This window comes from Acinetobacter sp. YH12052 (assembly GCF_013419835.1).
Classification (GTDB): Bacteria; Pseudomonadota; Gammaproteobacteria; order Pseudomonadales; family Moraxellaceae; genus Acinetobacter; species Acinetobacter amyesii.
Genome location: NZ_VOZI01000001.1, coordinates 19,941 through 46,924, shown reverse-complemented (window position 1 = coordinate 46,924; position 26,984 = coordinate 19,941). Strand labels below are relative to the sequence as shown.

Annotated in this window: 24 protein-coding genes; 21 read left to right on the top strand and 3 right to left on the bottom strand. The window is 40.7% G+C overall.

The window, feature by feature from the left end; translation table 11 throughout:
- Positions 1-5: 5 nt before the first annotated feature.
- The 3 genes from lptE to FTU06_RS00210 form a co-directional block, all read right to left on the bottom strand.
- Positions 6-539 carry an LPS assembly lipoprotein LptE gene (gene lptE, locus FTU06_RS00220; protein ID WP_078192675.1) on the bottom strand — a complete coding sequence of 178 codons (534 nt, stop codon included), beginning with the start codon at positions 537-539 and terminating at the stop codon, positions 6-8.
- A gap of 215 nt (positions 540-754) precedes the next feature.
- Positions 755-3,376 (bottom strand): leucine--tRNA ligase, encoded by a 2,622-nt coding sequence (leuS, locus tag FTU06_RS00215; protein WP_180144213.1) that lies wholly within the window; start codon positions 3,374-3,376, stop codon positions 755-757.
- Positions 3,377-3,503: 127 nt separating this feature from the next.
- Complete coding sequence (locus FTU06_RS00210; protein ID WP_257234196.1) at positions 3,504-3,845, bottom strand: DUF4124 domain-containing protein; 342 nt, start codon at positions 3,843-3,845, stop codon at positions 3,504-3,506.
- Between the two features lie 697 nt (positions 3,846-4,542).
- Between FTU06_RS00210 and FTU06_RS00205 the strand changes: the two genes are divergently transcribed.
- From FTU06_RS00205 to bamB, 21 genes are all read left to right on the top strand, one after another.
- The gene (locus tag FTU06_RS00205; RefSeq protein WP_078192673.1) at positions 4,543-6,270 is read left to right on the top strand and encodes an acetolactate synthase 3 large subunit; all 1,728 of its coding nucleotides are present in this window, start codon (positions 4,543-4,545) and stop codon (positions 6,268-6,270) included.
- Positions 6,267-6,758 carry an acetolactate synthase small subunit gene (gene ilvN / locus FTU06_RS00200; RefSeq protein ID WP_078189625.1) on the top strand — a complete coding sequence of 164 codons (492 nt, stop codon included), beginning with the start codon at positions 6,267-6,269 and terminating at the stop codon, positions 6,756-6,758. The genes FTU06_RS00205 and ilvN overlap by 4 nt, the downstream gene beginning before the upstream one ends.
- A 109-nt stretch (positions 6,759-6,867) precedes the next feature.
- The gene (ilvC, locus tag FTU06_RS00195; RefSeq protein ID WP_078192867.1) at positions 6,868-7,884 is read left to right on the top strand and encodes a ketol-acid reductoisomerase; all 1,017 of its coding nucleotides are present in this window, start codon (positions 6,868-6,870) and stop codon (positions 7,882-7,884) included.
- Between the two features lie 704 nt (positions 7,885-8,588).
- Positions 8,589-9,413: a hypothetical protein gene (locus FTU06_RS00190; RefSeq protein ID WP_257234195.1), complete on the top strand. Its 825-nt coding sequence runs from the start codon at positions 8,589-8,591 to the stop codon at positions 9,411-9,413.
- Positions 9,414-10,250: 837 nt separating this feature from the next.
- The gene (locus FTU06_RS00185) at positions 10,251-10,751 is read left to right on the top strand and encodes a hypothetical protein (protein WP_180011654.1); all 501 of its coding nucleotides are present in this window, start codon (positions 10,251-10,253) and stop codon (positions 10,749-10,751) included.
- A gap of 92 nt (positions 10,752-10,843) precedes the next feature.
- Positions 10,844-11,572: a molecular chaperone gene (locus tag FTU06_RS00180; RefSeq protein ID WP_180005391.1), complete on the top strand. Its 729-nt coding sequence runs from the start codon at positions 10,844-10,846 to the stop codon at positions 11,570-11,572.
- Between the two features lie 5 nt (positions 11,573-11,577).
- A complete protein-coding gene (locus FTU06_RS00175) occupies positions 11,578-13,887 on the top strand; it encodes a fimbria/pilus outer membrane usher protein (RefSeq protein ID WP_180144207.1) in 2,310 nt (769 codons plus the stop codon).
- A gap of 13 nt (positions 13,888-13,900) precedes the next feature.
- On the top strand, positions 13,901-14,311 hold the full coding sequence (locus FTU06_RS00170) for a hypothetical protein (RefSeq protein ID WP_180025983.1): 411 nt from the start codon (positions 13,901-13,903) through the stop codon (positions 14,309-14,311).
- 369 nt (positions 14,312-14,680) lie between these two features.
- Entirely contained in the window at positions 14,681-16,255 is a 1,575-nt protein-coding gene (locus FTU06_RS00165; RefSeq protein WP_180082327.1) for a 7TM diverse intracellular signaling domain-containing protein, read from the top strand.
- Positions 16,256-16,312: 57 nt separating this feature from the next.
- Positions 16,313-16,597, top strand: a complete 285-nt coding sequence (locus tag FTU06_RS00160) for a sensor histidine kinase (protein ID WP_168378455.1) — start codon at positions 16,313-16,315, stop codon at positions 16,595-16,597.
- Positions 16,598-16,716: 119 nt separating this feature from the next.
- On the top strand, positions 16,717-17,994 hold the full coding sequence (locus tag FTU06_RS00155; RefSeq protein ID WP_373684678.1) for a glycosyltransferase family 4 protein: 1,278 nt from the start codon (positions 16,717-16,719) through the stop codon (positions 17,992-17,994).
- A 192-nt stretch (positions 17,995-18,186) separates the two neighbouring features.
- Positions 18,187-18,738, top strand: a complete 552-nt coding sequence (locus FTU06_RS00150; protein WP_180144203.1) for a phosphatase PAP2 family protein — start codon at positions 18,187-18,189, stop codon at positions 18,736-18,738.
- A gap of 120 nt (positions 18,739-18,858) precedes the next feature.
- Complete coding sequence (iscX, locus tag FTU06_RS00145) at positions 18,859-19,059, top strand: Fe-S cluster assembly protein IscX (protein ID WP_078189615.1); 201 nt, start codon at positions 18,859-18,861, stop codon at positions 19,057-19,059.
- Positions 19,060-19,168: 109 nt separating this feature from the next.
- Positions 19,169-19,600 carry a nucleoside-diphosphate kinase gene (gene ndk / locus FTU06_RS00140; protein ID WP_078189614.1) on the top strand — a complete coding sequence of 144 codons (432 nt, stop codon included), beginning with the start codon at positions 19,169-19,171 and terminating at the stop codon, positions 19,598-19,600.
- A gap of 123 nt (positions 19,601-19,723) precedes the next feature.
- Positions 19,724-20,959, top strand: a complete 1,236-nt coding sequence (rlmN, locus tag FTU06_RS00135; protein WP_078189613.1) for a 23S rRNA (adenine(2503)-C(2))-methyltransferase RlmN — start codon at positions 19,724-19,726, stop codon at positions 20,957-20,959.
- A gap of 15 nt (positions 20,960-20,974) precedes the next feature.
- Positions 20,975-21,778, top strand: coding sequence for a type IV pilus biogenesis/stability protein PilW (gene pilW, locus FTU06_RS00130; RefSeq protein ID WP_078189612.1), 804 nt, complete (start codon positions 20,975-20,977; stop codon positions 21,776-21,778).
- Entirely contained in the window at positions 21,769-22,563 is a 795-nt protein-coding gene (locus FTU06_RS00125; RefSeq protein ID WP_180144201.1) for a RodZ domain-containing protein, read from the top strand. The genes pilW and FTU06_RS00125 overlap by 10 nt, the downstream gene beginning before the upstream one ends.
- A gap of 23 nt (positions 22,564-22,586) precedes the next feature.
- Positions 22,587-23,708, top strand: coding sequence for a flavodoxin-dependent (E)-4-hydroxy-3-methylbut-2-enyl-diphosphate synthase (gene ispG / locus FTU06_RS00120; RefSeq protein WP_180011668.1), 1,122 nt, complete (start codon positions 22,587-22,589; stop codon positions 23,706-23,708).
- 3 nt (positions 23,709-23,711) lie between these two features.
- Complete coding sequence (gene hisS, locus FTU06_RS00115; protein ID WP_180144198.1) at positions 23,712-25,007, top strand: histidine--tRNA ligase; 1,296 nt, start codon at positions 23,712-23,714, stop codon at positions 25,005-25,007.
- A gap of 30 nt (positions 25,008-25,037) precedes the next feature.
- Entirely contained in the window at positions 25,038-25,736 is a 699-nt protein-coding gene (locus tag FTU06_RS00110; RefSeq protein ID WP_078192660.1) for a tetratricopeptide repeat protein, read from the top strand.
- On the top strand, positions 25,733-26,878 hold the full coding sequence (gene bamB, locus FTU06_RS00105; RefSeq protein WP_180144196.1) for an outer membrane protein assembly factor BamB: 1,146 nt from the start codon (positions 25,733-25,735) through the stop codon (positions 26,876-26,878). Before FTU06_RS00110 ends, bamB begins: the two co-directional genes overlap by 4 nt.
- Positions 26,879-26,984: the final 106 nt, after the last annotated feature.

The following is a 26,984-nucleotide window of genomic DNA, read 5'->3' as shown; positions in this document are numbered from 1 at the left end:
CAAAATTACTCAGCTTTGGTCGGTGCAGTTAGTGGGTTTGCTTTTGGTAAGCGGTTTGATGAAATTTGGCGCACGATCTGTTGTGCAATGTCATCAATAATCACTTGTTTTAAATATTTTTCTTCTTGGTCATCAGTGTTCACGGTTGCTACGTCGTATTGGTAGCTACGTGTTGCCATCAATGTACGTGGTTCTGTCACAGGGTTACCTTGAGCATCTTCAATTTGGAACGTCACATTCAAGCGCAGTAAAGTTTCAACCAATTTACCATTGAGTTCTAAACGACGTGGAGTGTAATCCAACACATGTAAGACATAGGCATTTTGATTATTACTCAGTTGCACACCCGCAGAACCTAAATAAATCGCTAACTTTTCATGTAAGTCATCCGTATCTTCAGGAAGTGCCAATCGCATATTGGAATAGGCCACAGGTACAGCAGCAGGGTTGGTGCCTTTTAAATGAAAACCACAACCGACCATGCCTGCGCTAAGGCCCATAGTTAATACAATTGCAGCAACACGTTGAACCAAGTGCATAAAGTGTCCTCTGTTTCCCGAAGGGATAATGTTGAAATCCTGTGTGGATTGTAAAGTCAAAGCCCGTTGACTGGCAACGGGCTTTGTTTGGGAATTGTTTTTTAATCCCTCCCGACCTCCCTTTAAAAAAGGGAGGAGATCCGATTTTTTGTTGGGAGCGGGAAGTCCCCCTTTTATAAAGGTGAGAAGCAATGCTTCGCAAGAGGGGGATTAAATTAAACCACCAAATTCACTAATTTATTCGGCACAACAATCTCTTTCTTGGTTGGACCAGTCAAGAATTGCTGAACTTCAGGTAATGCTTTTGCTTGCGCCAGAATGTCATCTTTAGAGGCATCGACAGACACTTCTAATTTGCCACGAAGTTTACCGTTCACTTGCACTACAATCGTTTGTGTATTGCGAGTCAGCGCAGATTCATCTACCGCAGGGAAGCGTGCTGATGTTAATTCGATACCAAACTCAGCCAATAAGGTTTGGCTTAAATGTGGTGCAAAAGGAGCAAGTAAAGTTAGAAGAGTCGTGATTGATTCACGTGCAACGGCAACGTCATTGTCATCTTTCGCTTCAAACTTATTGTTGGCATTCAAAAGTTCCATCATCGCAGCAATCGCGGTGTTGAAGGCATGACGACGTGCAATGTCATCACTCACTTTTTGAATGGTTTCGTGTGTTTTACGACGCAAGTCTTGTGCAGCGGTAGATAGTGTCGCTTTGTCGATGTTTGCAGCAGAGTTGCCTTGTTCAAGGAAACCAGATGCTAGGCGCCATACACGTTTTAAGAAACGGTTTGCACCTTCAACACCTGCGTCAGACCATTCTAGTGATTGATCTGGTGGAGCTGCGAACATCATGAATACACGTGCAGTATCTGCACCGTATTGGTCAATAATTGCTTGTGGGTCGATCCCGTTGTTCTTCGATTTCGACATTTTTTCTTGACCACCAACGATCACGTCTTGACCATCTTCTTTGTATTTCGCAGAAGTGATACGACCTTTTTCGTCACGCTCAAGTTCGATGTCAGCAGGGTTAAACCATGTTTTCTTACCTGATTCCGCTTCACGGTAATAGGTATCCGCAAGTACCATACCTTGTGTTAACAAGTTGGTGAATGGTTCGTTGCCTTGGACTACACCTTCATCACGCATCAATTTGTGGAAGAAGCGTGCATAAAGTAAATGTAGAATCGCGTGTTCAACACCACCGATGTATTGGTTTACAGGTAACCATGTTTGACCTGCAGCAGGATCCACCATGCCGCCAGTAAAGTCTGGAGATGCATAACGTGCGTAGTACCAAGACGATTCTACGAAAGTATCTAGCGTATCTGTTTCACGACGAGCATCGCCACCACAGCATGGGCAAGTGGTTTCATAGAACTCAGGCATTTTGTTGAGTGGATTGCCTGAACCGTCTGGAACCACGTCCGTTGGCAATACAACTGGAAGTTGTTCTTCAGGTACTGGAACCTGACCACATTTTTCACAGTTGATCATAGGAATTGGACAACCCCAATAACGCTGACGAGAAACACCCCAGTCACGTAAACGGAATTGAACTTTTACATTTGCAAGCTTTTGAGGCTCAAGTTTTGCAAGGAATGCATCGAATGCGCCTTGGAAATCTAAACCGTCAAATTCGCCTGAATTCACCAGTTTGCCTTCTTTAGAACCGTACCATTCTTGCCAAGTGGTTGCGTCAAAGTCTGCATCGTCTGCACCTTTGGCATCAATCACTTGCTTGATGGTTAAGCCATATTTGTTGGCAAATTCGAAGTCACGTTCATCGTGTGAAGGCACTGCCATCACCGCACCTGAACCGTAAGACATCAAGACGTAGTTTGCGATCCAAACAGGAACTTCTTCACCTGTAACTGGGTGCTTCACAGAAAGACCAGTTGCCATGCCTTTCTTTTCAGCAGTCGCAAGATCAGCTTCTGCAACAGAACCCATACGGCATTCTTCGATAAATGCAGCAAGCTCAGGATTGCTTTCCGCAGCTTTAAGTGCCATTGGATGCTCTGCTGCAACTGCAACATAAGTCACACCCATGAGTGTGTCAGCACGAGTGGTAAATACAGTTAAACCATCTGCATAAACGTCTGGATTCGCTGAAGGGAAGGTAATTTCCATACCCTGTGAGCGACCAATCCAGTTACGTTGCATGGTTAAAACTTGCTGTGGCCAGCCGTCTTTTAATGTTTCTAAATCGTCAAGTAATTCTTGCGCATAGTCAGTGATGCGGAAGTAGTACATTGGAATATCACGTTTTTCGACCAATGCACCAGAACGCCAGCCACGACCATTTTCAACTTGTTCGTTTGCTAAAACAGTTTGGTCTACAGGGTCCCAGTTCACTGTAGAAAGCTTACGGTAAATTAAGCCTTTTTTATAAAGCTGAACGAATAACCATTGTTCCCAGCGGTAGTATTCCGGTGTGCAAGTCGCAAATTCACGATCCCAATCTACAGACAAACCAAGCTTTTTCAACTGGTCACGCATGTAGGCAATGTTTTCAAAAGTCCATTTTGCGGGTGCCACCTGATGTGCAATTGCCGCGTTTTCAGCAGGCAAACCGAAAGCATCCCAACCCATGGGTTGTAGCACAGTTTCACCTTGTAAACGGTGGAAACGGCTGATCACATCACCAATGGTGTAGTTACGCACATGACCCATATGCAGTTTGCCACTTGGATAAGGGAACATAGAGAGGATATAACGACGTGGTCCTTCTACTTGGTCGGCAACTTTAAAGGCTTTGCGATTTTCCCAGTCTTGTTGGACTGTAGGTTCAATCGCACTGGCTTGATATTCAGGGTCAATGTGAGTAGTCATAAACGTAAATAGAAATAACGGTTAAAAAGTTTGTGCTACAGCATAGCGCAAAATACGCCTAGAGTGAATTTTGCGATGCTGTGTAGATGTAAATAATTTAAGTCAAAATTGAAGGCTTTGGCGTAAATTATTGTGGTGCGGAGGCTACGGCTTGACCTTGGCGGAGCGCTGCATTGGCTTCGCGTTGTTGTTCCGCCAGTTGCTCATTTTGTTCATTCGACTGTTCGGCTTCACGTGAAACCTCTTGTTGGCTTTTGGCTGGAGCAGATTGCGTAGTCGTTGTTGCACCATAGGTATTCACTTTACCTTTACGCTGCGCATTTTTTGGCGGTGGCGTGGTGGTGTAATGCGTTGAACCTTTTGCATCCACCCACTTGTAATATTCTTTCGCTGAAAGGTCCAAACTGGTCAGGCAAAATGCCATGCTAGATAAAATACAGGCAGTGCGAGCAATCGTCGTCTTCATCATAAATTCAGTCCCAAAGTTAGAGTGATCATGCAAAATTATGCTGAAAATTTTGCGCTTTTTTGACAGTAGAATCTATGCATTTTTTAGCACAAAGGATAAAAGGGACATCGCGTGGGATGAATAACTTTGTGAATGATGAATTGGGGGATTTATAAGCAATAAAATATTGGATTCTTATCATTTAATCTATGCAGCAACTTCAATGAAGGCAATTGAATTAAAAACTCACATTCATTCATTTAATTTATTTATTAGATTTATAAAAGTATTTTATTAAATATATGCTAACTGGTTATAAATAAACAAACTACAAAGAATACGAAGAAAGAGAGGGCGCTTAAAAAACAAACGGTCTGTAAGTAATCAGAAAAAAGCCGATTTTTAAACTTGACTTTAATGGTTGAAACTACAAAAATGCTGTCTTTAGTTTTATATGCCTTAGATCGATCACCCTTCGAATGAGTGCATTTTAGCAATGGACTTCTTCTCTAGCCGAGAGGTTGAACAAAGCCAACAAAATATGTTTATCCCAACATGTTTTAGACCCCATATTGCTCAAACAGCAAGCAGGTCAGATTTTTTTCTTATTGCTATGAAAACTATGAAATTTGTGTGCTATAACAGAGCACACAGTTAATGAATTAACCACGACAAATGCCCTCCATTTGTGCGTGAAAAAAGATTAGGGTGAATCACGTTGGAACTTTTATCTGGTGGTGAAATGCTTGTTCGCGCTTTAGCGGACGAAGGCGTTGAACATGTTTTTGGATACCCAGGCGGCGCAGTACTGCATATTTATGATGCGCTATTTCAACAAGAAAAAATCAATCATTACCTAGTGCGCCACGAGCAAGCTGCTGGTCATATGGCTGATGCTTACTCACGTGTCACAGGTAAAACAGGCGTCGTATTGGTGACATCTGGTCCTGGTGCAACAAATACCGTAACTCCAATTGCAACTGCCTATATGGACTCAATCCCAATGGTGATTTTGTCAGGTCAGGTTGCAAGCCATCTTATCGGTGAGGATGCGTTCCAAGAAACGGATATGGTCGGTATTTCGCGCCCAATCGTAAAACACAGCTTCCAAGTACGTCATGCAAGCGAAATCCCTTCGATTATTAAGAAGGCATTTTATATCGCTTCAAGTGGTCGTCCGGGTCCTGTTGTCGTTGATATTCCAAAAGATGCGACGAATCCTGCAGAGAAATTTGCTTACGAATATCCTGAAAAAGTGAAAATGCGTTCGTATCAACCGCCGCATCGTGGTCACTCAGGTCAAATTCGTAAAGCAATTGATGAATTGATTCATGCTAAACGCCCAATTATTTATTCAGGCGGTGGTGTGGTTCAAGGCAACGCTTCTGCACAGTTGACAGAACTTGCACATTTATTGGGTTATCCAGTAACCAGTACCTTAATGGGTCTTGGTGCGTATCCGGGCAATGATGAACAGTTCATCGGTATGTTGGGTATGCATGGTACTTACGAAGCCAATATGACGATGCACAATGCAGATGTGATTCTGTGTGTAGGCGCGCGCTTCGATGACCGTGTAACCAATAATCCAGCGAAATTCTGTCCAAATGCAAAAGTCATTCATATTGATATTGACCCAGCAACGATTTCAAAAACAATTATGGCGCACATCCCAATTGTGGGTGCAGTAGAGCCTGTATTGACTGAAATGTTGGCGCAATTAAAACAATTGAATGTGTCTAAACCAAATCCTGAAGATATCGGGGCTTGGTGGAAACAAATCAATGAATGGCGCCAAGTTCATGGTTTGAACTATGACAAACCAACTGATGGTTCGATGAAGCCACAGCAAGTTGTTGAAGCGTTGGATAAAATTACCAATAGTCAAGCCATCATTACTTCAGACGTTGGTCAACACCAAATGTTTGGTGCGCTTTACTACAAATACACACGTCCACGTCAATGGATCAACTCAGGTGGTCTAGGAACCATGGGTGTAGGCTTGCCTTATGCCATGGCTGCAAAACTCGCGTTCCCGGACCAGCAAGTGGTATGTATTACCGGTGAAGCATCGATTCAGATGTGTATCCAGGAATTATCAACATGTAAGCAATATGGCTTGAATGTAAAAATTCTATGCTTGAATAACCGTGCATTAGGTATGGTGAAACAGTGGCAGGATATGAACTACGAAGGTCGCCATTCAAGCTCGTATGTTGAGTCACTTCCAGACTTCCCTAAATTAATGGAGGCGTATGGTCATGTAGGTATTCAAATTGACCATGCAGATGAACTCGAGTCGAAGCTTGCTGAAGCGATGGCGATCAATGACAAGTGCGTGTTTATTAACGTGATGGTTGACCGTTCAGAGCATGTATATCCAATGTTGGTTGCTGGCCAGTCAATGAAAGATATGTGGTTAGGCAAAGGAGAGCGCACACAATGAGACATATTATCTCTGTACTTGTAGAAAACGAAGCAGGTGCGCTTTCACGTTTGGTAGGTTTATTCTCTCAGCGTGGTTATAACATTGAGACATTAAACGTAGCGCCAACAGAAGATCCGACGCTTTCGCGTTTGACTTTAACCACGTATGGCGATGAGCATAAAATTGAACAAATCACCAAACAACTCAACAAGCTTGTCGAAGTTGTTAAAGTTGTTGATTTGTCTGAAGGTGCTCATATTGAACGTGAATTGATGTTAATTAAAGTCAAAGCACTCGGTTCAGCACGTGCCGAAATTAAACGTACTGCGGATATTTTCCGTGGACAAATCGTAGACGTAACGCCAACGACATATACTATTCAAATCGCAGGTACAACTGAAAAGATTGATGGCTTTATTGATGCCTTAGCTGAAAATACAATTCTAGAAGTTGTACGTTCAGGTGTTTCAGGTATCGCACGTGGCGAAAAAGTTTTAACTATCTAATTTTATATATTCACCTCACTCCTATGGGTGAGGTACTTGAAACGTGAATAATCAAACAGAATCACGGTATCAAGTTAAAGGAAACAAAAGCATTTTAGCGGAGACAGCAATGCAAATTTTTTACGATAAAGACACAGACTTATCTATCATCCAAGGCAAAAAAGTAGCAATCATTGGTTATGGTTCACAAGGCCATGCTCATGCGCTTAACCTTAAAGATTCAGGCGTTGACGTAACTGTAGGTCTACGTGCTGGTTCTACTTCTTGGAAAAAAGCTGAAAATGCTGGTCTTAAAGTTTCAGAAGTTCCTGCTGCTGTAGCTCAAGCTGACTTAGTTATGATTTTGACTCCAGATGAGTTCCAATCACAACTTTACCGTGACGTAATTGAGCCAAACATCAAGCAAGGTGCAACGCTAGCATTTGCTCATGGTTTCTCTGTTCTTTATAACCAAGTTGTTCCACGTGCTGACCTTGACGTAATCATGGTTGCTCCAAAAGCGCCTGGTCATACTGTACGTTCAGAATTCCAACGTGGTTCAGGTGTACCTGATCTTATCGCTGTTCACCAAGATGCTTCTGGTAATGCACGTAACGTTGCGCTTTCTTACGCTTCAGGTGTGGGTGGTGGTCGTACTGGTATTATTGAAACTTCATTCCGTGAAGAAACTGAAACTGACCTTTTCGGTGAGCAAGCAGTTCTTTGTGGTGGTGCTGTTGAATTGGTTAAAATGGGCTTCGAAACTTTGGTTGAAGCTGGTTATGCACCAGAAATGGCTTACTTCGAATGTCTACACGAACTTAAATTGATCGTTGACTTAATGTTCGAAGGCGGTATCGCGGACATGAACTACTCAGTATCAAACAATGCTGAATATGGCGAATACGTAACTGGCGTTGAAGTAATCAACGAACAGTCTCGTGAAGCAATGCGTAATGCACTTAAACGTATTCAATCTGGCGAATACGCGAAGATGTTCATCCAAGAAGGTGCGTTGAACTATCCTTCTATGACTGCTCGTCGTCGTCAAAACGCGGCGCATGGTATCGAAGTAACTGGTAACAAGTTACGTGCGATGATGCCTTGGATCCAAGCGAACAAAATCGTAGACAAAGAAAAGAACTAAGTTCTGATATCTAAGTCAAAAAGCCCTTGTTTTTAACAGGGGCTTTTTTATGCCTTACAAAAGACGGTATCAAGGCTGCGTGCCTCAAATGATGTAAGCAGTGCTTTTATTCCTTGCGCTTCACTCAGAACAGTGTTCTGAGTTTGCTCATACCTTGGATTCAAGCGAACAAAATCGTAGACAAAGAAAAGAACTAAGTTTTGATTTCTAAGTCAAAAAGCCCCTGTTTTTAACAGGGGCTTTTTTATGCCTTACTGAAATCAGCATAAAGGCAAGTAAAACCGTTGATAAAGAGAAAAACTAATTTCTCCAATCAATTGATTTGAATGTGAAAGCCCACTCATTTGAGTGGTATTTAAATTTGCTAAGTACCTAGAAAGGATAAAAGGCAGTACGTGGCCTCTTTGCGTCCACAACAGTGATTTGCTTTTTGGGTTTCATTCAAAGCAGTACTTTTTCTTCCTTGTATTCAAGTAAAAAAAGTTGTAGAGCAATAAAAGAACAAAATTTTATTTCTCAGTCAAAAAAGATGTTTTTAATGGGGATGCCAAAGATTGGAAACATGGGCTTTAAAAGCGGCACCAATTTAATCTAATGGTTTGAGTCATAGATAGTTTCAAAACTCCTATATTTGTGTCATCTGTGTTGAATTTAGGTTGTGATAGAGTAGGCATTATTCATGCTGTATGGAGTGTGTAATTGCAATGAAAATATCAAAACTCTCTCTTTTACTCGCTCTTTGTCTACCTGTGGTGGGTTTTGCACAAGATGCAGATATAGCACAGCCTGAGTTAAAGCCTTTACCTGAGGTTCGGATATCCATGCAGCGGATGCTTCGCTCGATTGAAGGACGTTATTTCTTAGATTTGTATGCTGGTATATGGAATCCGCACGGGACGTTGACTAATCTACAAGAGCCCAAACAAATTAACTTTAAAGGGACTCAAAAAGCTGATTTTATTGACTTGAATTCAGTTAATGTTGGGACTGAACAAAGTGCGGCAACAGCTTATCGATTGGCAGGAACCTTGAATGCAAATACAGGCTCGTTTAAAGCAGAACTGACTGAACAAACGGTACCACCATCTACAAGTTATTTACAGTTTGAACCTGCGTTTAAAGCAGTAGATAAACCTATCCTGCTGTTTAAGTTTTATGGGGTGCAATCCGCAGACCAACCTTATGGGAAGTCTCTAAAACGCGTAGATGTGATTAATAAATCGAATGGCAAAGTACTACAGTCATTACAAGGCTTTAATGCTTTTGGGAATAGTATGGGATTCTTAGATGTAAACTTTGATGGATACTATGATGTTGTACTTTCAGATACCTCTGATGGTCGAAAAATAGAAGATAAGCGATTTATTTATTGGATGTACAATCCTAAAACGAAGAATTTTCAACGTTCACCGCAATTGGAGAAAATTGCTGGATTCCCAAAATTAAAAGGAGAGTTGCAGCAGATCGACTTTGGATCAGGTCAAATCTTTCGAGTCGATCAAGGATTGCTTTATCCAGTCAGTGAGTAAGTTAAATTTTTTAAAAAGCCCCATAACTTGGGGCTTTTTTTTATTTATAGAATTTTCTAAAGAAGAATCCAGGCAGTTTTAAAAGAGGTGGTCCGTATTTTGAATAAAAAAACAAAGTAAAAAGAGGGTTGAAAGAGAGGGACTGAATTTTAACATACATGATATTTCATGTAATAAATGAGATTCTAAAAATTTGAAAAACAAAAAACTGAAATTTAAAGAAAGAAAATATGATTTACAAAAGCTTAACATTGGAAACTAAGACGTGTTTCAAAACCTGTAATTTAATACAAAGGCTCAGTATTTGGTGACGTAATTCTTGTATTGCGTTTCAAAAGACATACCTGAAAGTGGTGATTATACATTCGAGATTCTATTTAAAATTTAAATTTAATCGGTCTTTACTATTAATATAGTTGAATATTCACGTAGTATTGGTTTGTTTGAAAATTATTTTGAACTATTTCACAAATATTTGGTGAAATATGTAACAGCCTATATTATTTTTAATGTTACTAAATTTAATAAAAACAATAAGATATGTTATACCAAAAAATAGGGATATGAAAAAAATCCCCAAAATTTGGGATAAAGAGAAAAATTAAATAAAAATATAAAAATTAAAAATATTTAATATATTACAGCCACATAATTTAAATATTCGTAAAAAATAATATTACATTAATATTCGTGTGAATATTCCACATTAGGTTCTTTTTTTCTCCACATGATTAAGAATGAATCAGCACCTAGGGAAAGTAAGATTAATTAGTTTTTCTTAACAAATATCCTTTGATGCACATACTAATAAATCTCATATGAGAATGGAGAAGTGAAATGTCTACATCTAAAATTTTAACCGCAGTACTATCTGCAACATTGTTCGTAGCACTTCCAGCAACATCTGCAATCGCTGGTGGTAAAAAAGAATCTAAACAATGTGGCGGTGCGCCGTGTGAAGGCGAAATCGACATCGAGTTACAGATTCTTAAAGCATGTGAGCTTTTGGTAGGTAAAGACATCAAACTCGTTGAAGACAGTTATAGGGGTGCTAGTGGCTTTACAGTTACAACGAACACTCCATATACATTAAATCTATCTACGCTAAACGCGGGTTCAAGTGCAGATACTTTTGTAAAACATGAAACCACTAGTGACAAAGTATTTACAAAAATCACGACTTCAAAAGGTGGTGTGAATTATCCAATCGGTTCTACACCTGTAACTGGTATGAGCGTTGATAACTTTGCTGTATCTGTAGCTCCAAAAAATACAATTTCAGGTACTCAACGTGCTGGTACATACAAAGATACTTTATATATCAAAGTAGCTTACTAATCCAAATTTAGGGAGTTGATTCTACACAGTTAGGGTCAACTTCTTTTTATTTTTGAATTGATAATAATATTTAAATGTACTGGGGTGGGTGTATGAAAAGTTTATTCAAAGTCGTTTCATTTAGTTTAATGACTTGCTTATTGAGTCCTCAAATATTTGCAGGTATTTCAATTAGCCCTGTGCAGTTATATTTAACCGATAAATCTAAACAACGCAGTGCGACATTTACTTTGGAGTCGAAAGGGGATGATGAGACACCACGTATTTTTGAGGCTCAAGCATTTAAATGGACTCAAAATGCTGCAGGCGAAGATGTTCTTTCACCTGAATCCAATATTATTATCAATCCGAAAAACTTTATTTTAAAACCAAATTCAAAACAAATGGTTCGTGTGGGATTTACTCAATCTGTAGAAAGTATGAATCTACAACAAGAAGAAGCATGGCGTATTCTTTATACTGAGCTACCACAAGTGACGAACTCTGAATCGAAAATTGCACTGTTATTAAGTATTAATGTGCCATTTTTTGTCGGCAAACAAGAACCCGCTTATTTGAAATTTATTGCTAAAAAATCGAATGGTCGCACCATTATTCAGGTTGAAAATTTAGCAAAATCACACATTCAAATCCAAAAACTTTATGTCATCGATAAAAGCAAGAAAACAGTCGCTGAATCTTCCGATATGAAATATTTATTGGCATTAGGTAAAAACCAATACGACATCGGGAGTGTTTCTTTACAAGGCGCTAGTAATTATAAAGTCGTTGTGGAAACAGATAAAGGTGACACTCCTTTGGAGTTTAATTTAGTTGAGTAGTGGCTATGAATAGAATTACATTGCTTCTATATTGTATTTTATGTGCTAATTCTGCTCATGCAGAAGCTGTTGATATACCTGATGATTTATTTCCAACCAGTATTTGGGTAAACGAAGTAGACCGCAAGAGCGAAGTATTATTACTGACTGAAAATAACAAGTTTTATATAGAGTGCGCAGATCTTGATAAGCTGCAAATTAAAGTAGAAATTCTGAAACGACATGCAACTAAAAATTCATTTTGTTTGGTAACGGATCAAGATATTCATTCTGGATTTGATCCTCAATTGCAAGCTATCAAAATTAATCTTCCATCAAAATATTTCTTTGGGCTAGAAACGGATGCCTTAATCAGTCAGCCGATGCCTGCAAATTTTGGTGCATTTCTCAATTATGAAATGCACTTTGAAAATAACACTCAACATAATAATTTTGGTGTACTGCCTGAACTTGGGGTGTTTAAAGACAATTGGATTTTAAGAAATAATGCCTTTTATCGAAATAATAAAGGGGATGATTATCGTGAAGAAAAATTTGTAAGGTTAAATAGTAGTCTTGAGTTTGATTTCTCCAAAAATGCGACCAAGCTGATTATTGGTGATACGACCTCTGCCTATAGCGCATTAATTCATGGTGTGCGATTTGGTGGTTTGAGTTTTGGTACAGACTATACGTCACGTCCAGATTTTGTGTATTGGAATATTCCAAGTCTAAAAGGTAGTGCAGTTTTACCTTCGACTGTTGATTTATATATTGATGGCGTAAATATTTATCAGAAAAAGATTTCACCTGGAGATTATAACCTACAAACAGGTGCCAATATTGAAAGTGCTGGTACAGCGCAAATGGTTGTACAAGATGTATTGGGGAATACCACTGTTCGAAGTTTTCCGGTGTTAATTAGCAGTAAATTGCTTAAAGAAGATTTAAATGATTACAACATATCATTAGGGAAACTACGCTTCAGTTATGACGAAGAAAATAGCGATTATCGCGATTTTTTCAGTTCAGCCTATTGGCGTAGAGGTGTTACCAGTCGTACCACGTTGGGTGCAAGTGCTACCTATAGTGACAAAGTAAAAAATGCAGGACTGCTATGGACGCAAGCGGTCAATCGATGGTTTGTTTTAGACAGTATTTTTTTAGGCAGTAAAACCGATGACGACGATGGCTATTCTGCAGGTTTGGCTATCAGTCGTAATTTCGGGAAACTCAATTTTGGTGTGAGTTCACGCTATGCTACAAATGATTATCGGGCGTTGGGCTATGAAGATAATCATATTTTTCCAAAATTTGAAAATATGGCGTATTTAAGTTTTGCTAATTTTCCATTCTTTCAAAATTTAAACCTGAACTATATCGAACAAACTCAGTATGAATCTAATGATCCTTTATTTGAATTAGAGGATCGCAAAATGCTCACTGTAGGTGTGAGCCGCGAAATTACACAGAATTTAATGTATACCGCCAATTATTTTAAAGAATTTGGTGATAGCGATGACTCAGGTGCCTTTATTACATTTTCTTATAATTTTGGTGGTGGTAAACGTATTCAGGCTGATGCAGGTACCAATAAATCCGGCGGTGTACGTTTCATCCAAAATGCATTTGGTGAATATGGTGCAAATTATGCGCTAGGTGTGGATTATCGTAATGATGAAACAGTATTAAATGCCTATGGTGGTTTGTCCACTGATGTTGGTGATTTAACCTTAAGTCATCTCTATAGTGAAAATGATTCAACAACACAGGTTGGCTACCGTGGCGCTATGGTGTGGTTGGGTGGTCAATACGCATTGACCAGTTTTGTCGATAATGCCTTTGCTTTAGTGAATGTTGGTGGTCGTGAAGATATTGATGTCATGCGTTCAATGTCTCCAGTCGCGAAAACCAATAAAAAAGGCTATGCCTTTGTACACGATATCGTTCCTTATATTAATTACGATATTTCATTTGATGAAAATCAATTACCGATCGAAAGCAAAGTTCCAAATGCTGCACATCGTTTAGTCGCATTAAGACAGCGTGGTTATAACATTAATTTTTCAGTATTTGATACACAACAAATATTGGTCAAAATATTGGATGAACAAGGTCATCAATTTGTTGCAGGAAGTGAAGTTGCAATTGATACCCCAGAAGCTGATGTTTATCCAGTGGGTTCAGATGGCACGGTAATGTTATATGGTTTGGTTGAAGGCTACTACAAGTTGACGGTGAGGACCAGTGGTGGTCGATCTTGCCAAACAGCATTAACAGTGCCGAAAAAGGTAGAAAACCAAACTCCTGAATTAATTACATTGCAGTGTAAATAAAGGAGTATTTCCAATGAAAAGTATTTTACTCATCTCAGCAGCGTTATTTAGTTCAATAACATTTGCTGCACCGAATCGTTGTGAAATGGGACGAATCAGTGAAACCAATATGCGCTTGGCGAATTACTATAATAGTCAAGCGGCGAGTTCATTTAGTGTCGATTGTTCCGGTAAATACCGCATACGCTTTAATAGCCGTAATTTGCAGGATACTTCGGGCAGTAGTTTTGTGACGAATGGCCCGATTAAGCTCAAAACACGAATGACTGTTTCAGGTGCGATGGAAAATCTGTGGAATGTTTCTACAGAGCAAGGCGCTGGCAAAAATAACTATGTGATTGCTGTGCGTTTGGTGGAGCGAGTGAATGCAACGACACCTGCAGGAATCTACCGCGATACAGTCTTTGTAAATATGGTGTTTTGAGAGGCTTAGCGAGTGATTTTATTTCATGGTTAAGGTGATTATATGCAGAGTGCTAAGTTCATGTCGCTAGATTGAAGCTTGAGTATAGATATTAATGTGAGTCTCTAGCTTCAATCTAAGTAGCTCCATTCTCTGTTGCAAATATAAAGTTGGATGTGAATGTCTTGAGTATTCGAGATGTTAAAATATCGATATAGCGTTAAGAATAAATAATTCAGAAAAAGTTTTTCTTATTAGAGTTCATAGGTTTAATATGTGATCTTGTTTTTATTTTAGCCATTTTATTTCGGCTAACGGGGAAGGTCAGTATTGAATCGCTATCATTCAAATGCTCCAAGTTGCGCATGTCGGAAAAAAGGTTCGATGTGCTTGGCGTATTGCGTTCAAACACGTCTGACATTTTTAAATGTCCTCATTTCTCTAATTAAACCTTTAAAGCTGAAATTTACCGTTCTTTGTCTTGTATTTGGTGCAATTGGGCTAAGTCCACAAGCTATTGCCCAATCATGTCAGTCAAAATTAGTCAGTCAAGAAGTCGCTCAGGCGCAGATGCCAAGCGGAGAATTGACCGGGCATGAGCATTGGCAAACGATAGAAAAGTTACCAGATCGTTGGAAAGATCGTTGGGATAATTATTCTGGCACAGCTTGGTATCGCTTGAAATGGCAATACACGTGTCAAGATGCAGGCTCAGATCCGCTTTCTTTGATGGTGAGTTACATCAATATGGCAGGGCAAGTGTATTTGAATGGTCAGCTGTTTTGGCAGGATGATTCATTACAAGAGCCTTTGTCACGAAGTTGGAATATGCCTCGGCAATGGGTAATTCCACCCAACAGCCTAAAGCAAGGTCAGAATGAAGTGCTGATACGAGTGGTGGGCGTCAATGCACTGAATCTAGGGCTTGGTGAGGTTAGTTTAAACCGCTATCACGATAATACCAAAGTGTATGAAAAACATTGGTTGGCTATGCGAGGCTTGCATAGCTACACCACTATTTTTGAGTTTATCTTGGGGATCATTGCGGGGCTGGTTTGGCTGTTTCGACGCGAAGAGAACGCTTTTGGTTGGTATGCCATAACCAGTTTTCTTTGGGTGCTATACGTTGGGCAACTTTTAGCTACCGAGACGCTTTGGGGGCTATCAACGCTAGATTTCTATCGTTTGCATATCTTTATCTTTCTTTGTTTTACGACAGCGACTTGTCTCTATCCTTGGCGTTTTGCAGGACGAAAATTTCCACGTCTTGAAAAAGTCATGGGGATGACTGTTTTTGTATTGGGTTGCTTGATTTTTTTTACACCACAGTCTTTGGTACAACCTGTCTTAGATTTGAGTTTTATGGTGGGCTATGCTTGCTATATGCTGAATTGCCTGACATTTTCGTGGATTGCTTATAAATCAGGACAAGTTGAAGCCAAGTTGCTGGCAGGGATTATGTTGTTGATTTATGTCCCAATTGGTGCCCATGACGGTTGGCGCTTAATGATGAATGAAGGGGATTTGATTTCGGCATATGCTTCCCCGATAACAACCTTGGGTGTGGCGATTATTTTTGCACTACGCTTGACTAAAAGTGTGAGACGAATTGAAAAGTTTAATCAAACGTTGGCAACAACGGTCACTCAAGTAAAGGAAGAGTTGACGCATACCCTACAAAATCATTATCAGTTAGAAATGGAAAATACCCGCTTGCAAGAGCGTATTCAAATTGCACATGAGCTACATGATGGCTTAGGTGGCTCCTTGGTTCGTTCAATGGCATCGGTTGAGCAGAGTTCCAAAGATCTGACCAATTCGCAATTTTTATCGATGTTGAAAATTTTAAGAGATGATTTACGACATATCATTGATAGCGGTTCAAGTTTAGGCACCAAACTGCCTGAAACCCCATTGTTATGGATGGCACCCTTTAGGCACCGTTTTAATCAGTTATTTGATTAGCTCGATATACACGCTAAATGGTCAGTTCCTGCAAAATGGGAAGTGGATGTTACTCCAATGGAATGTTTAACCCTACAGCGTGTAGCCGAAGAAGCATTAACCAATATTGTGAAGCATAGTCATGCGACCGTGGTGCAGATTCGGATTTATTATGAAAACTCGGCATTGATAATGGAAGTAGAAGACAATGGTGTGGGGTTTGATGTGAATTTGGTCAATCAAGCCGGTTTGAGTGTGGGGCTTCGTAGTATGAGTGGGCATTTAGAGCGGATGAACGCAGATATGCAAATCACTTCTCGTGCGGGTCAGACGATTTTAAAAGTGATTAAAAATTACGGATAAATCATGATTTTGTAGAAGAAATTAGTCAATTTTTTTCAATAAACTGTCATCAAATAATCATCAAAATGCAAAAAACTGCTGCTTAAACTGTGACTATACATTTATAAGAAGCATGTAAGATCATGACAGAATCGGCTATTAATTTAGGGCGTATGCAGGATGAACCTGCGCGATTTCAGTTCCAATTTAAGCATATGCAATCACGAATGGATGTGCAAACGGTCTCAACATTAATCCGTCCAGGTCTAAAAATCGCCATTGTTACAGATACGTGGGCGCCAGAAATTAATGGTGTTGCACATTCTTTATTGCAGTTGTGTAAAGGCTTGCAGCAACAAGGCAACTCAATATTTTTAATACGCCCTGAACAGTCCGAAAGTTGTCAGGATTTCAGACCTGATCAAGAGTGTTTGGTTCGAGCGCAGTCGATTCCTAAGTATTCAGGTTTACAATTTGGCTGGCCGCAACTGATCAAACTCAGTAAAGCTTTAAAAAAAGCCCAAGTCGACATTGTGCATATAGTCACTGAAGGGCCTTTGGGATTTGCTATGCTTCAACTGGCGCGTTCTTTACACATCCCTGTGTCCAGTGGTTTTCATTCGGCCTTTCATGATTTTAGTCGCTTCTTTGATTTAGCGTTTTTAATGAAGCCTGTACAGCATTATTTACGATGGTTTCATAACAATACTCAACTTACCTGTGTCCCGAGCCAAGATACTGCAGATGCCTTGCATCGATTAGGTTTTAGCTGTCCATTGGTGGTGGTGGGGCGTGGTGTGGACCATAGTCGATTTTCTCCCTCACATTATCGAGCAGATCTGAGACAACAGTGGCAAGCAGATGAACATACCCGCGTGATGCTGTATGTCGGTCGGCTATCTCCTGAAAAAGAGGTAGATGTTTTAATTTCAGCCTATCGCTCGATGTTGGCTATGGATGCACGAACGAAATTGGTCATTGTGGGTGATGGCCCAGATCGTGCGCGATTAATGCAATTGGCAAAATCACTAGATGTTATTTTTATGGGAAGTTTAAGTGGTCAGGCTTTATCGGAAGCCTATGCTAGTGCGGATGTTTTTGTTTTCGCAAGTCAGGTTGAGACTTTTGGTAATGTGGTTTTGGAGGCGATGGCCAGCGGATTGCCTGTGATTGCATATAATGCTGCATGTGCCCAACTGCACGTGAGAAATCAGCAAACGGGATGGTTATGTCACTTATCTCGAACCGATGAATTTATTCGGCTTATGCAGCAATTGCCGCAACGCGCTAAATTAAAAACAATGGGCATCGAGGCGGCAAAAGACGCTGCTAAAATCGGATGGCAATATCCTGTACAGCAATTTGAGCAAGCGCTATATCGCGTGGTGGATCAAGCCATGATGAGCCAATGGAGCTAGCGCTATTGGTTGTATAGAGAAGTTGAGCATCCTCATAATCAGTATTCATTGAACTGTCATCAAAGCATCATTGCACTGTCAAAAAGAGAACCTAAGCTAAGTTAAACACAGAACTAAACTTGTAAAAATAACAACACAAATCTAGCTCAACCCCAACACAGTCAGGCTTTGACTGTAGATAGGAGATTAGCGATGAATTTTAAAAATGCAAAAACAAGAATGCTGCATCTCGATTTAAAAGGCTGTATTTATCTCAATCATTTTTCGCATCAACAAGTTGTTGCTGACATATTTAAAATGGTGAGTCGACTTGGTGATGGTGTGTTTTGGTATGTCATGTTGGCGACGGTCTGGATCGTGCAGGGCATGTCTTACAGTGTACAAATCGTCTATGTATTACTGGGTGGTTTCGTCGGCACCTCGGTCTACAAACTCCTCAAAAAGAAAACTGTGCGCCCAAGACCGTACCAAGTGCATCAAGTGATTCGCTTAGGTGAACGTCCTCTAGATCATTTTAGTTTTCCATCGGGGCATACTCTACATGCAGTCATGGCGACAACAGTATTGGGCTATATTCAACCCATGCTGTTGGTCTTAATGTTGCCCTTTAGCTTATTAGTGGCATTATCCCGCATGATCTTAGGTTTGCATTACCCAAGTGATGTCGCTGTCGGTGCTGCTATAGGTGCTGCAGTGGGTGCGGCGATTATTCTCTGTGCACCTCTTTTGGGTTTGGTTTTATAGTTTGATTGGACATCACAATTGCAAAATCTGGTAATAAAAAAATTAAAAGGGTTTATCACGTCCAATTGCTGAAATTTGTTAAAGTAAGCCATCATTCTATAGACGATGTTAGGAAGACCCATGGGTTTACGCTGGACAGATACCATTGATATCGCAATTGAGCTGTATGAAGCTCACCCTGATGTTGATCCGCAATGGATTCGCTTTACTGACCTACATGCATGGGTATGTGCATTGCCAAATTTCACTGATGACCCAGAAAAGTCGACTGAAGGTCTGCTTGAGGGAATTCAGATGGCCTGGATTGATGAGGCAAGTTAATCCCTACATCGAAAAAAGCAATTTTTTTGTATAGCAAAAGCAGAAAATAGCGCATTATTCGGTATAATGCGGCAAATTTTTCACGTCAAATTGACTTAAGGAGCCTCTCATGGCTATTGAACGTACTTTATCTATCGTTAAACCAGACGCAGTTGCTAAAAACCACATCGGCGACATCTTTGCTCGTTTCGAAAAAGCGGGTCTTCAAATCGTTGCAACTAAAATGAAACACTTGACTCAAGCTGAAGCTGAAGGCTTCTACGCTGAGCACAAAGAACGTGGTTTCTTTGGTGACCTAGTTGCATTCATGACTTCTGGTCCAGTTGTAGTTTCAGTTCTTGAAGGCGAAAACGCAGTTCTTGCTCACCGTGAAATCCTTGGCGCAACTAACCCTAAAGAAGCTGCTCCTGGTACTATCCGTGCAGACTTCGCTGTAAGCATCGACGAAAACGCTGCTCACGGTTCTGACTCTGTAGCATCTGCTGATCGTGAAGTTAACTACTTCTTCGCTCAAACTGAGATCGCTCCACGTACTCGTTAATTCGAAGTATTCAAACCAGATAAGTGGTATACTGCTTGTCTGGTTTTTTTATTCTCTGAATAACTCTTTGCTCAATAACTGAGCTTCTCCTTTGATCTTTAGACATGGTTTAGGTAATTACACATGAGTACTGAAGTAGTCGCTACATCAGCTGTTTCTGATGCACAGCAACAATCTCCATCCGCTCCGACGCAGCAAAATACTGTGGAGAAAGTGAATTTACTGGGCATGTCACGTCCGCAAATGGAAAAATTCTTCGAAGAAATGGGGGAGAAAAAGTTCCGTGCTGGGCAGGTGATGAAATGGATTCATCAGTTCTTCGTGACTGATTTTGCTGAAATGACCAATATTTCTGGTAAATTGCGTGAAAAACTAGAAAAGATTTGTGAAATTAAAGCGCCTGAAGTGGTGCATAAAAATTATTCAAAAGACGGTACTCGTAAATGGGTGTTCCGTGTAGGTGATGGTGCTGGTTCATTGGTTGAAACTGTACTCATTCCAGCAGAAGATAAAACCGGCGCACGTAAGACCTTGTGTATTTCATCACAAGTGGGCTGTGCTCTGGACTGTTCATTCTGTTCAACCGGGAAACAAGGTTTCCAACGTGACTTGAGCCAAGCTGAAATTATTGGACAGCTTTGGATGGCGAACTTCTCTTATATGGAAGATGTGCCAGTTGCGGATCGTGAACGTTCAGTGACCAACGTAGTGATGATGGGCATGGGTGAGCCGCTGTTGAACTATGATGCTGTATTGAATTCAATGCGTATCATGTTGGATGACTTTGCGTATGGTATGTCCAAGCGTCGTGTGACTTTATCAACCTCAGGTGTAGTGCCGAAAATTGACCAATTGGCACAAGACATTGATGTAGCCTTGGCAATTTCACTCCATGCGCCAAATGATGAACTACGTAACGAACTTGTTCCGATCAATAAAAAGTATCCGTTGGAACAATTGATTGCTGCTTGTCAGCGTTATATCGCCAAAGATGGTAATGAAAGTTCGCGTAAACACGTGACCATCGAATACGTGATGTTAGATGGTGTAAATGACCATCCTGAACATGCACAGCAAATGTTAAAGCTGTTGAAAAACTTACCAAGCAAAATTAATTTAATTCCGTTTAACCCGTTCCCGCATGCGCCATACGGTCGTTCAAGCCGTAACCGTATTATTTCTTTCCAAAAAACTTTGTCTGATGCCGGTTTTGTGTGTACGATTCGTCAGACACGTGGTGATGATATCGACGCTGCGTGTGGACAACTCGTGGGGCAAGTTGCTGACCGTACTCGTCGTGCGGAGCAATGGAAAAAGAAAGTTGCGCAGCAAAATGAGATACTGCGCTCACAAGGATAATAAAGAGGCAGCCAATTGAAAAAGTTAACGTATAAGTTCACTTTCGTTTCAGCTTTATGTGCATCGGTTTTGGCATTAACAGCATGTCAAACGCCTGAGATTGGGAAAAAAGACCCAGAGAAAGCCGTAAAAATCAGAACGCAATTGGCTGTTGAACACCTGAAAGCAGGGGATTTGGACTCTGCTAAACGTGCATTAGATCAGGCTTTAGAGGTGGATTCTCGCGATTCCCAAGCCAATATGATGATGGGTGTCTTACTACAACGAGAAGGCAGCCCAGCCAACTTAGAAAAAGCAGATAGTTATTTTAAGCGTGCAATTTCAGCAGACTCAAAAAATTCTCAAGCGCGTAACAACTACGGTACGTATTTATACCAAGTTGAGCGCTATAATGATGCGATTGAACAGTTCAGCATCGCAGGTTCAACTTTAGGTTATGATCAACGTTTCAAAGCATTGGAAAATTTAGGTCGAATTTACCTGAAAGTGGGTGATGTGGCGAATGCTGAAAAATCATTCAAACAAGCTTTACAGGCTAATCGTGATTCCTATGTTTCAATGTTAGAGTTGTCTGAAATCTTTTATTTGAATCAGCAGTTCCCTGCTGCCACACAAATGTATGAACAATTTGTACGTGCAGTAGGACAAAAAAATCAGGGTGCGCGCGCACTCTGGATTGGCATTCGAACAGCGCGTGCCAATGGCGACAATTTGGGTATGCAAGTACTGGTTAACCAGTTACGTGCTTTGTTCCCAGAAAGTCCTGAATACCAACGCTATTTGCAATTACAGTACAGTACTGAGGCCGTATGGAAGTAAATCCTAATTCACCGCAATCGAATGGTTCGAGCGTAGCTCCAAATGCATTAGGAAATGTACAACGCCCAGGTGAGTATTTACGTCAAGTACGTATTACGCAAAAACTGGAACTTGAAGCTGTCGCATCAGAACTCAATATTCCATTAAAAACACTGACTGCACTTGAGCAAGATGATTATAAGTCATTGCCTGAAGCGACCTTTATTAAAGGTTACTACCGCACTTATGCCAAATATTTAAAAGTTGATGCAACCAATATCATTCAACGTTTTGATGATATTTATGCCAACGATACGGGATTGTTGCCAAATCACGCGTTAAATAATTCACCGATTAAAATTATGGGTAAATTACCCGGTTCTAACCGTGACCGTAATCGTAAATGGATCAAACGTGGTTTGATTGCATTGGCGGTGTTGGTGGTCATTGGTGCGATCGTGGCAGCGATTCAAGGCATGACCTCGGGCAGCGATAATGAAGACGCTGTGACCAGTGATGTCGCTTCAGAAGTTCAAGTCCTCGACATGAATGGCGGAAATGCAGCGGTCAGTGGCGATCAATTGACATTGACCTTCAGTAGCCCGACTTCATTACATATTGTTGATTCGACGGGTAAGGTGTTGGCGACAGGTCGTCAAGCATCGACGCTCAACTTAAACGGTGAAACACCATTCCAAATTCGTTTGGATGATGCAACAGCAGTGTCATTAAGCTTAAATAATGAAAATATTTCATTGTCACCATATACCGTAAACGGCAAAGCAGATTTCCGTTTATCACGTTAAGGGACAACAGAGCAGACTGAACAATGATTGAAAATCCAATTAAGCGCCGTCCAACGCGTAAAATTAAAGTAGGTTCGGTGTATGTCGGTGGTGATGCGCCGATCAGCATCCAAAGTATGACCAATACTGAAACCTGTGATGTCGAAGCGACCGTGGCACAGATTCAGCGCTGCGTAGATGTGGGCGCAGACATCATGCGTGTTTCAGTACCAAGTATGGAAGCCGCTGAAGCTTTTGGTGAAATTCGTAAACGTGTGCAAGTGCCACTGGTTGCCGATATTCACTTTGATTATAAAATTGCTTTACGTGTTGCAGACCTTGGTGCAGATTGTTTGCGTATTAACCCAGGTAATATTGGCTCGGAAGCTAAAATCCGTGAAGTGGTTGCTGCTGCACAACATAATGACATCTCTATGCGTATTGGTGTCAATGCAGGTTCGCTCGAAAAAGATATTCAAAAGAAATATGGTGAGCCTACAGGTCAGGCCTTGCTTGAATCTGCAATGCGCCATATTGATATTTTAGACCGCTTAAATTTCCATGAATTTAAAGTCTCAGTCAAAGCATCGAATGTATTTTTGACAATGGATGCGTACCGTTTGCTTTCTGCACAAATTGATAACCCATTACACTTAGGTGTGACTGAAGCAGGTGTCTACCGTACGGGTTCAGTCAAATCTGCTATCGCTTTAGGCGGTTTGTTGATGGAAGGCATTGGTGACACCATGCGTATTTCATTGGCAGCAGAGCCTGAAGAAGAAATCAAAATTGGCTTTGATATTTTAAAATCATTGGGCTTACGTTCAAACGGCATTAACTTTATTGCGTGCCCAAGTTGTTCACGCCAAGAGTTTAATGTCATCAAAGTTATGCAAACATTGGAAGAGCGTTTAGAAGATATTCGTACCCCAATGGATGTATCGGTGATTGGTTGTAAAGTGAATGGTCCGGGTGAAGCCAAAGAAGCCGATATTGGTGTAGTTGGTGCAAGTCCGCGTTCACTGGTGTATCGTAATGGCGAAAAGAGCCATTTAATTGACACAAATCAGTTGGTTGACGAAATCGAAGCGATGGTTCGTCAACGTGTTAGCGATCTTGAAGACGCTAAAGCTAAAGAGATTATTCGCACAAGTTTTTCTGAGTAGATCATGAGTTCAATCGTCGCAATCAAAGGTTTTAATGACATTCTCCCTACGCAAAGTCCTGCATGGAGACGTCTAGAACAGCATCTATCAAGCCTGATGGATGCTTATGGTTATCAGCAAATTCGCTTGCCGATTGTGGAGCAGACTCATCTGTTCAAACGTTCTATTGGTGATGCAACGGATATCGTTGAAAAAGAAATGTACACATTCCTAGATAAAGGTAACCCGCCTGAGTCTTTGACTTTGCGTCCAGAAGGAACAGCAGGGTGTGTGCGTGCAATGCTTGAACATAACTTACTTCGTGGTGCTACACCGCGTGTATGGTATGTCGGCCCAATGTTCCGCTATGAAAAACCACAAAAAGGTCGCTACCGTCAGTTCCATCAATTTGGCGTAGAAACCTTTGGTGTTGCAACACCAGATCAAGATGCAGAATTGATTTTAATGACTGCGCGTTTGTGGAAACGCATGGGCGTTGCAGATAAAGTTCAATTAGAGCTCAATACTTTAGGTGAGTCTGATGAACGTTCTGCCTATCGTGCGGCATTGGTTGAATTCTTAGAGTCACATAAAAATGACTTAGATGAAGATTCTCAGCGACGTCTAGCTACGAATCCACTGCGTATTTTGGATTCTAAAGATGCAAAAACACAAAGCATTTTGGAAAATGCGCCAAAACTTCACGACTTTATGGGTGAAGAAACGTTGGCTCACTTTGCTCAATTGCAGCAGTATTTGACAGACGCTGGTATTGGTTTTGTGATCAATCAAAAGTTGGTTCGTGGTCTCGACTACTACAATAAAACGGTCTTTGAATGGACAACTACACACTTAGGTTCTCAAGGAACGGTATGTGCTGGTGGTCGTTATGACGGTTTAGTCGGTCAGCTTAAAGGTAAAGCAGACCAGTCTGTGCCTGCTGTTGGTTTTGCAATGGGTATGGAGCGTTTGCTTCTTCTACTTGAACAAGTGGAAGATAATACCCCTGTGCGTGACTGTGAGCTATTCTTGGTTTCAGATCCTGCAACTCAAGGTAAGGCATTGGTCCTTGCTGAACAAATTCGTGATCAACTTGAAGCAGCGGGTAGCAACATTCGCTTAAAAGTTGGTTCACAAGGTTCAATGAAATCGCAAATGAAAAAAGCAGACCAATCGGGTGCTTTATTTGCTGTGATTTACGGTGAACGTGAGCAATCAGCAGGGCAAGTGCTGGTGAAAGAGCTAGCGATTGCAGAACAACACGAAGTGAATGTGGCAGACTTTGTTGCCTTCATTATCGAAAAAATTTCTTCAAAATAATCCCTATAACATAAGGAAAAAGGTAATTTCATGAGCGCATTGAGTGAAGAAGAACAACTTGATAATTTAAAATCGTTTGCTAAAAAATATGGCTCTGCCATTGTTAGCGGCATTTTAATTGCGTTGATTGCCTTTTTCGGATGGGAATACTGGCAGAAGAAAACTTTGGCTGAATCGCAAATGCAAACAGCCAAAGTCCAGCAGTTAATGGATGATGCTCAGTCGGCGACGGGTGACGCTTTTACACAACTTTCTGCGACTGCAGATAAGATTGTAAAAGAAGCGCCAGATTCGCCACAAGCCATCCAAACTCAGTTGCTTATGGCAAAATTGGCATATGATAAAGCGGATTATGCCAATGCTGAGAAAGCTTTGAAAAAAGTTGAAAATTCAAAAGTTGATGATGCAGGCTTAATTCAATTGGTGAAATTACGTTTGGCGTATGCACAATTGGCGCAAAAGAAATTTGATGAAGCATTAAAAACCTTAGAAGCCGTTAAAGAACCTGCTTTCCAAGCGACTGCAGATGAAGCCCGTGGCGATGTCTATGTTGCAAAAAATGATATCGAAAATGCAAAGAAAGTTTATCAAAGTGCATGGGATGCTTTGGTTGAACGACAAGAAGAACGTCAAATTTTACAAATTAAACTCGAAAGTGTAGGCGTTTTAGTTGATGATCCTGAAATTGAACGTCCAATTATAGATACACAAGTGGAAGCAACTGAATGAATAGAAAATACAAAATTACCTGTGCGCTGACAGTTTTAACACTTGCTTTGGCTGGTTGTGCAAATAAAGGAAAAGTAGAAAAAGTAAAACCAAATCCTTTACCAAAATTGGAACAGGCAAAAACTTTAGCACCTGTATTTTCAAACAGTGTGGCTTCAACTGAAGAAGCAGATCCGCTGCGTTTACGTATGGATGCAGATAATGGCGTTGTTTTTAGCGTAAATCCTAATGGTGAAGTTCAAGCCTACAAAGGCAAAGAGCGTTTATGGCAGAAGAAAATCTCTAAACAAGGTTTGACTGCAGGTGTAGAAGCAGCTGACGGAATTGTGGTTGTTGGTAATGCAAAAGGTCAATTATTTGCATTAGATCAGGCAACAGGTGAACAAAAGTGGACTGCGCAATTAACCGGCGCGTTACTTTCACCGTCGTTGATTCAAGCAGGTCGCGTTATTTCAGTTACCAATGATGGTACGGTATACGCAAACGATGTGGCAACGGGCCAACAAACTTGGACCTATAACTTGCCAAATGTACAGTTTAGTTTACGTGGTATGGCAGCACCGGTATCACTCGATGCGCGTCATGTTCTCATCGCTTCTTCAAATGCCTATATCTATGTGATTGATGCATTGAGCGGTATTCCGAAAATGCAGCGTCGTGTTGCAGTGTCAGACGGTCGTTCAGATGTACAACGTCTCATTGATATTGACGGTGAACCGACTGTAGCAGGTCAATTTTTAATTACCACCAGTTACCAAGGCCAAGTGACAGCACTTGATCTTGCATCACAACAAGTGATCTGGAGTAATGATGCGAGCAGCATTCAGCGCCCTGAAGTTGCAGGCAATGGTGTCTTTGTGACACAAACTGATGGTAAAATTGTGGCTTATGAAATTACCACTGGTCAAATATTGTGGGAAAATGACCAATTGCTTAATCGTAATTTGAGTAACCCAGTGATGTTAGGTCAAGACCTTGTGGTTGGTGATCTGGATGGTGTACTTCACTTAATCAACCCAGCGACAGGCGAGTTGGTTGGTCGTTCTAAAACCAGTGGTGAAGTACGTTCACTACGTGTAATTGACAACCAATTATATGTATCGACACGTAAGGGTGCATTAAGCATTTGGCAGAACCGTTAATTTTTCTGCGGCTTATGTTAAAATAAGCCAAACCGTATTTTTGAACGCGGGGGATTGAATCATCAATGCCCCGTGTTTTTATTTATTTTAGGCATTTATCCTATTT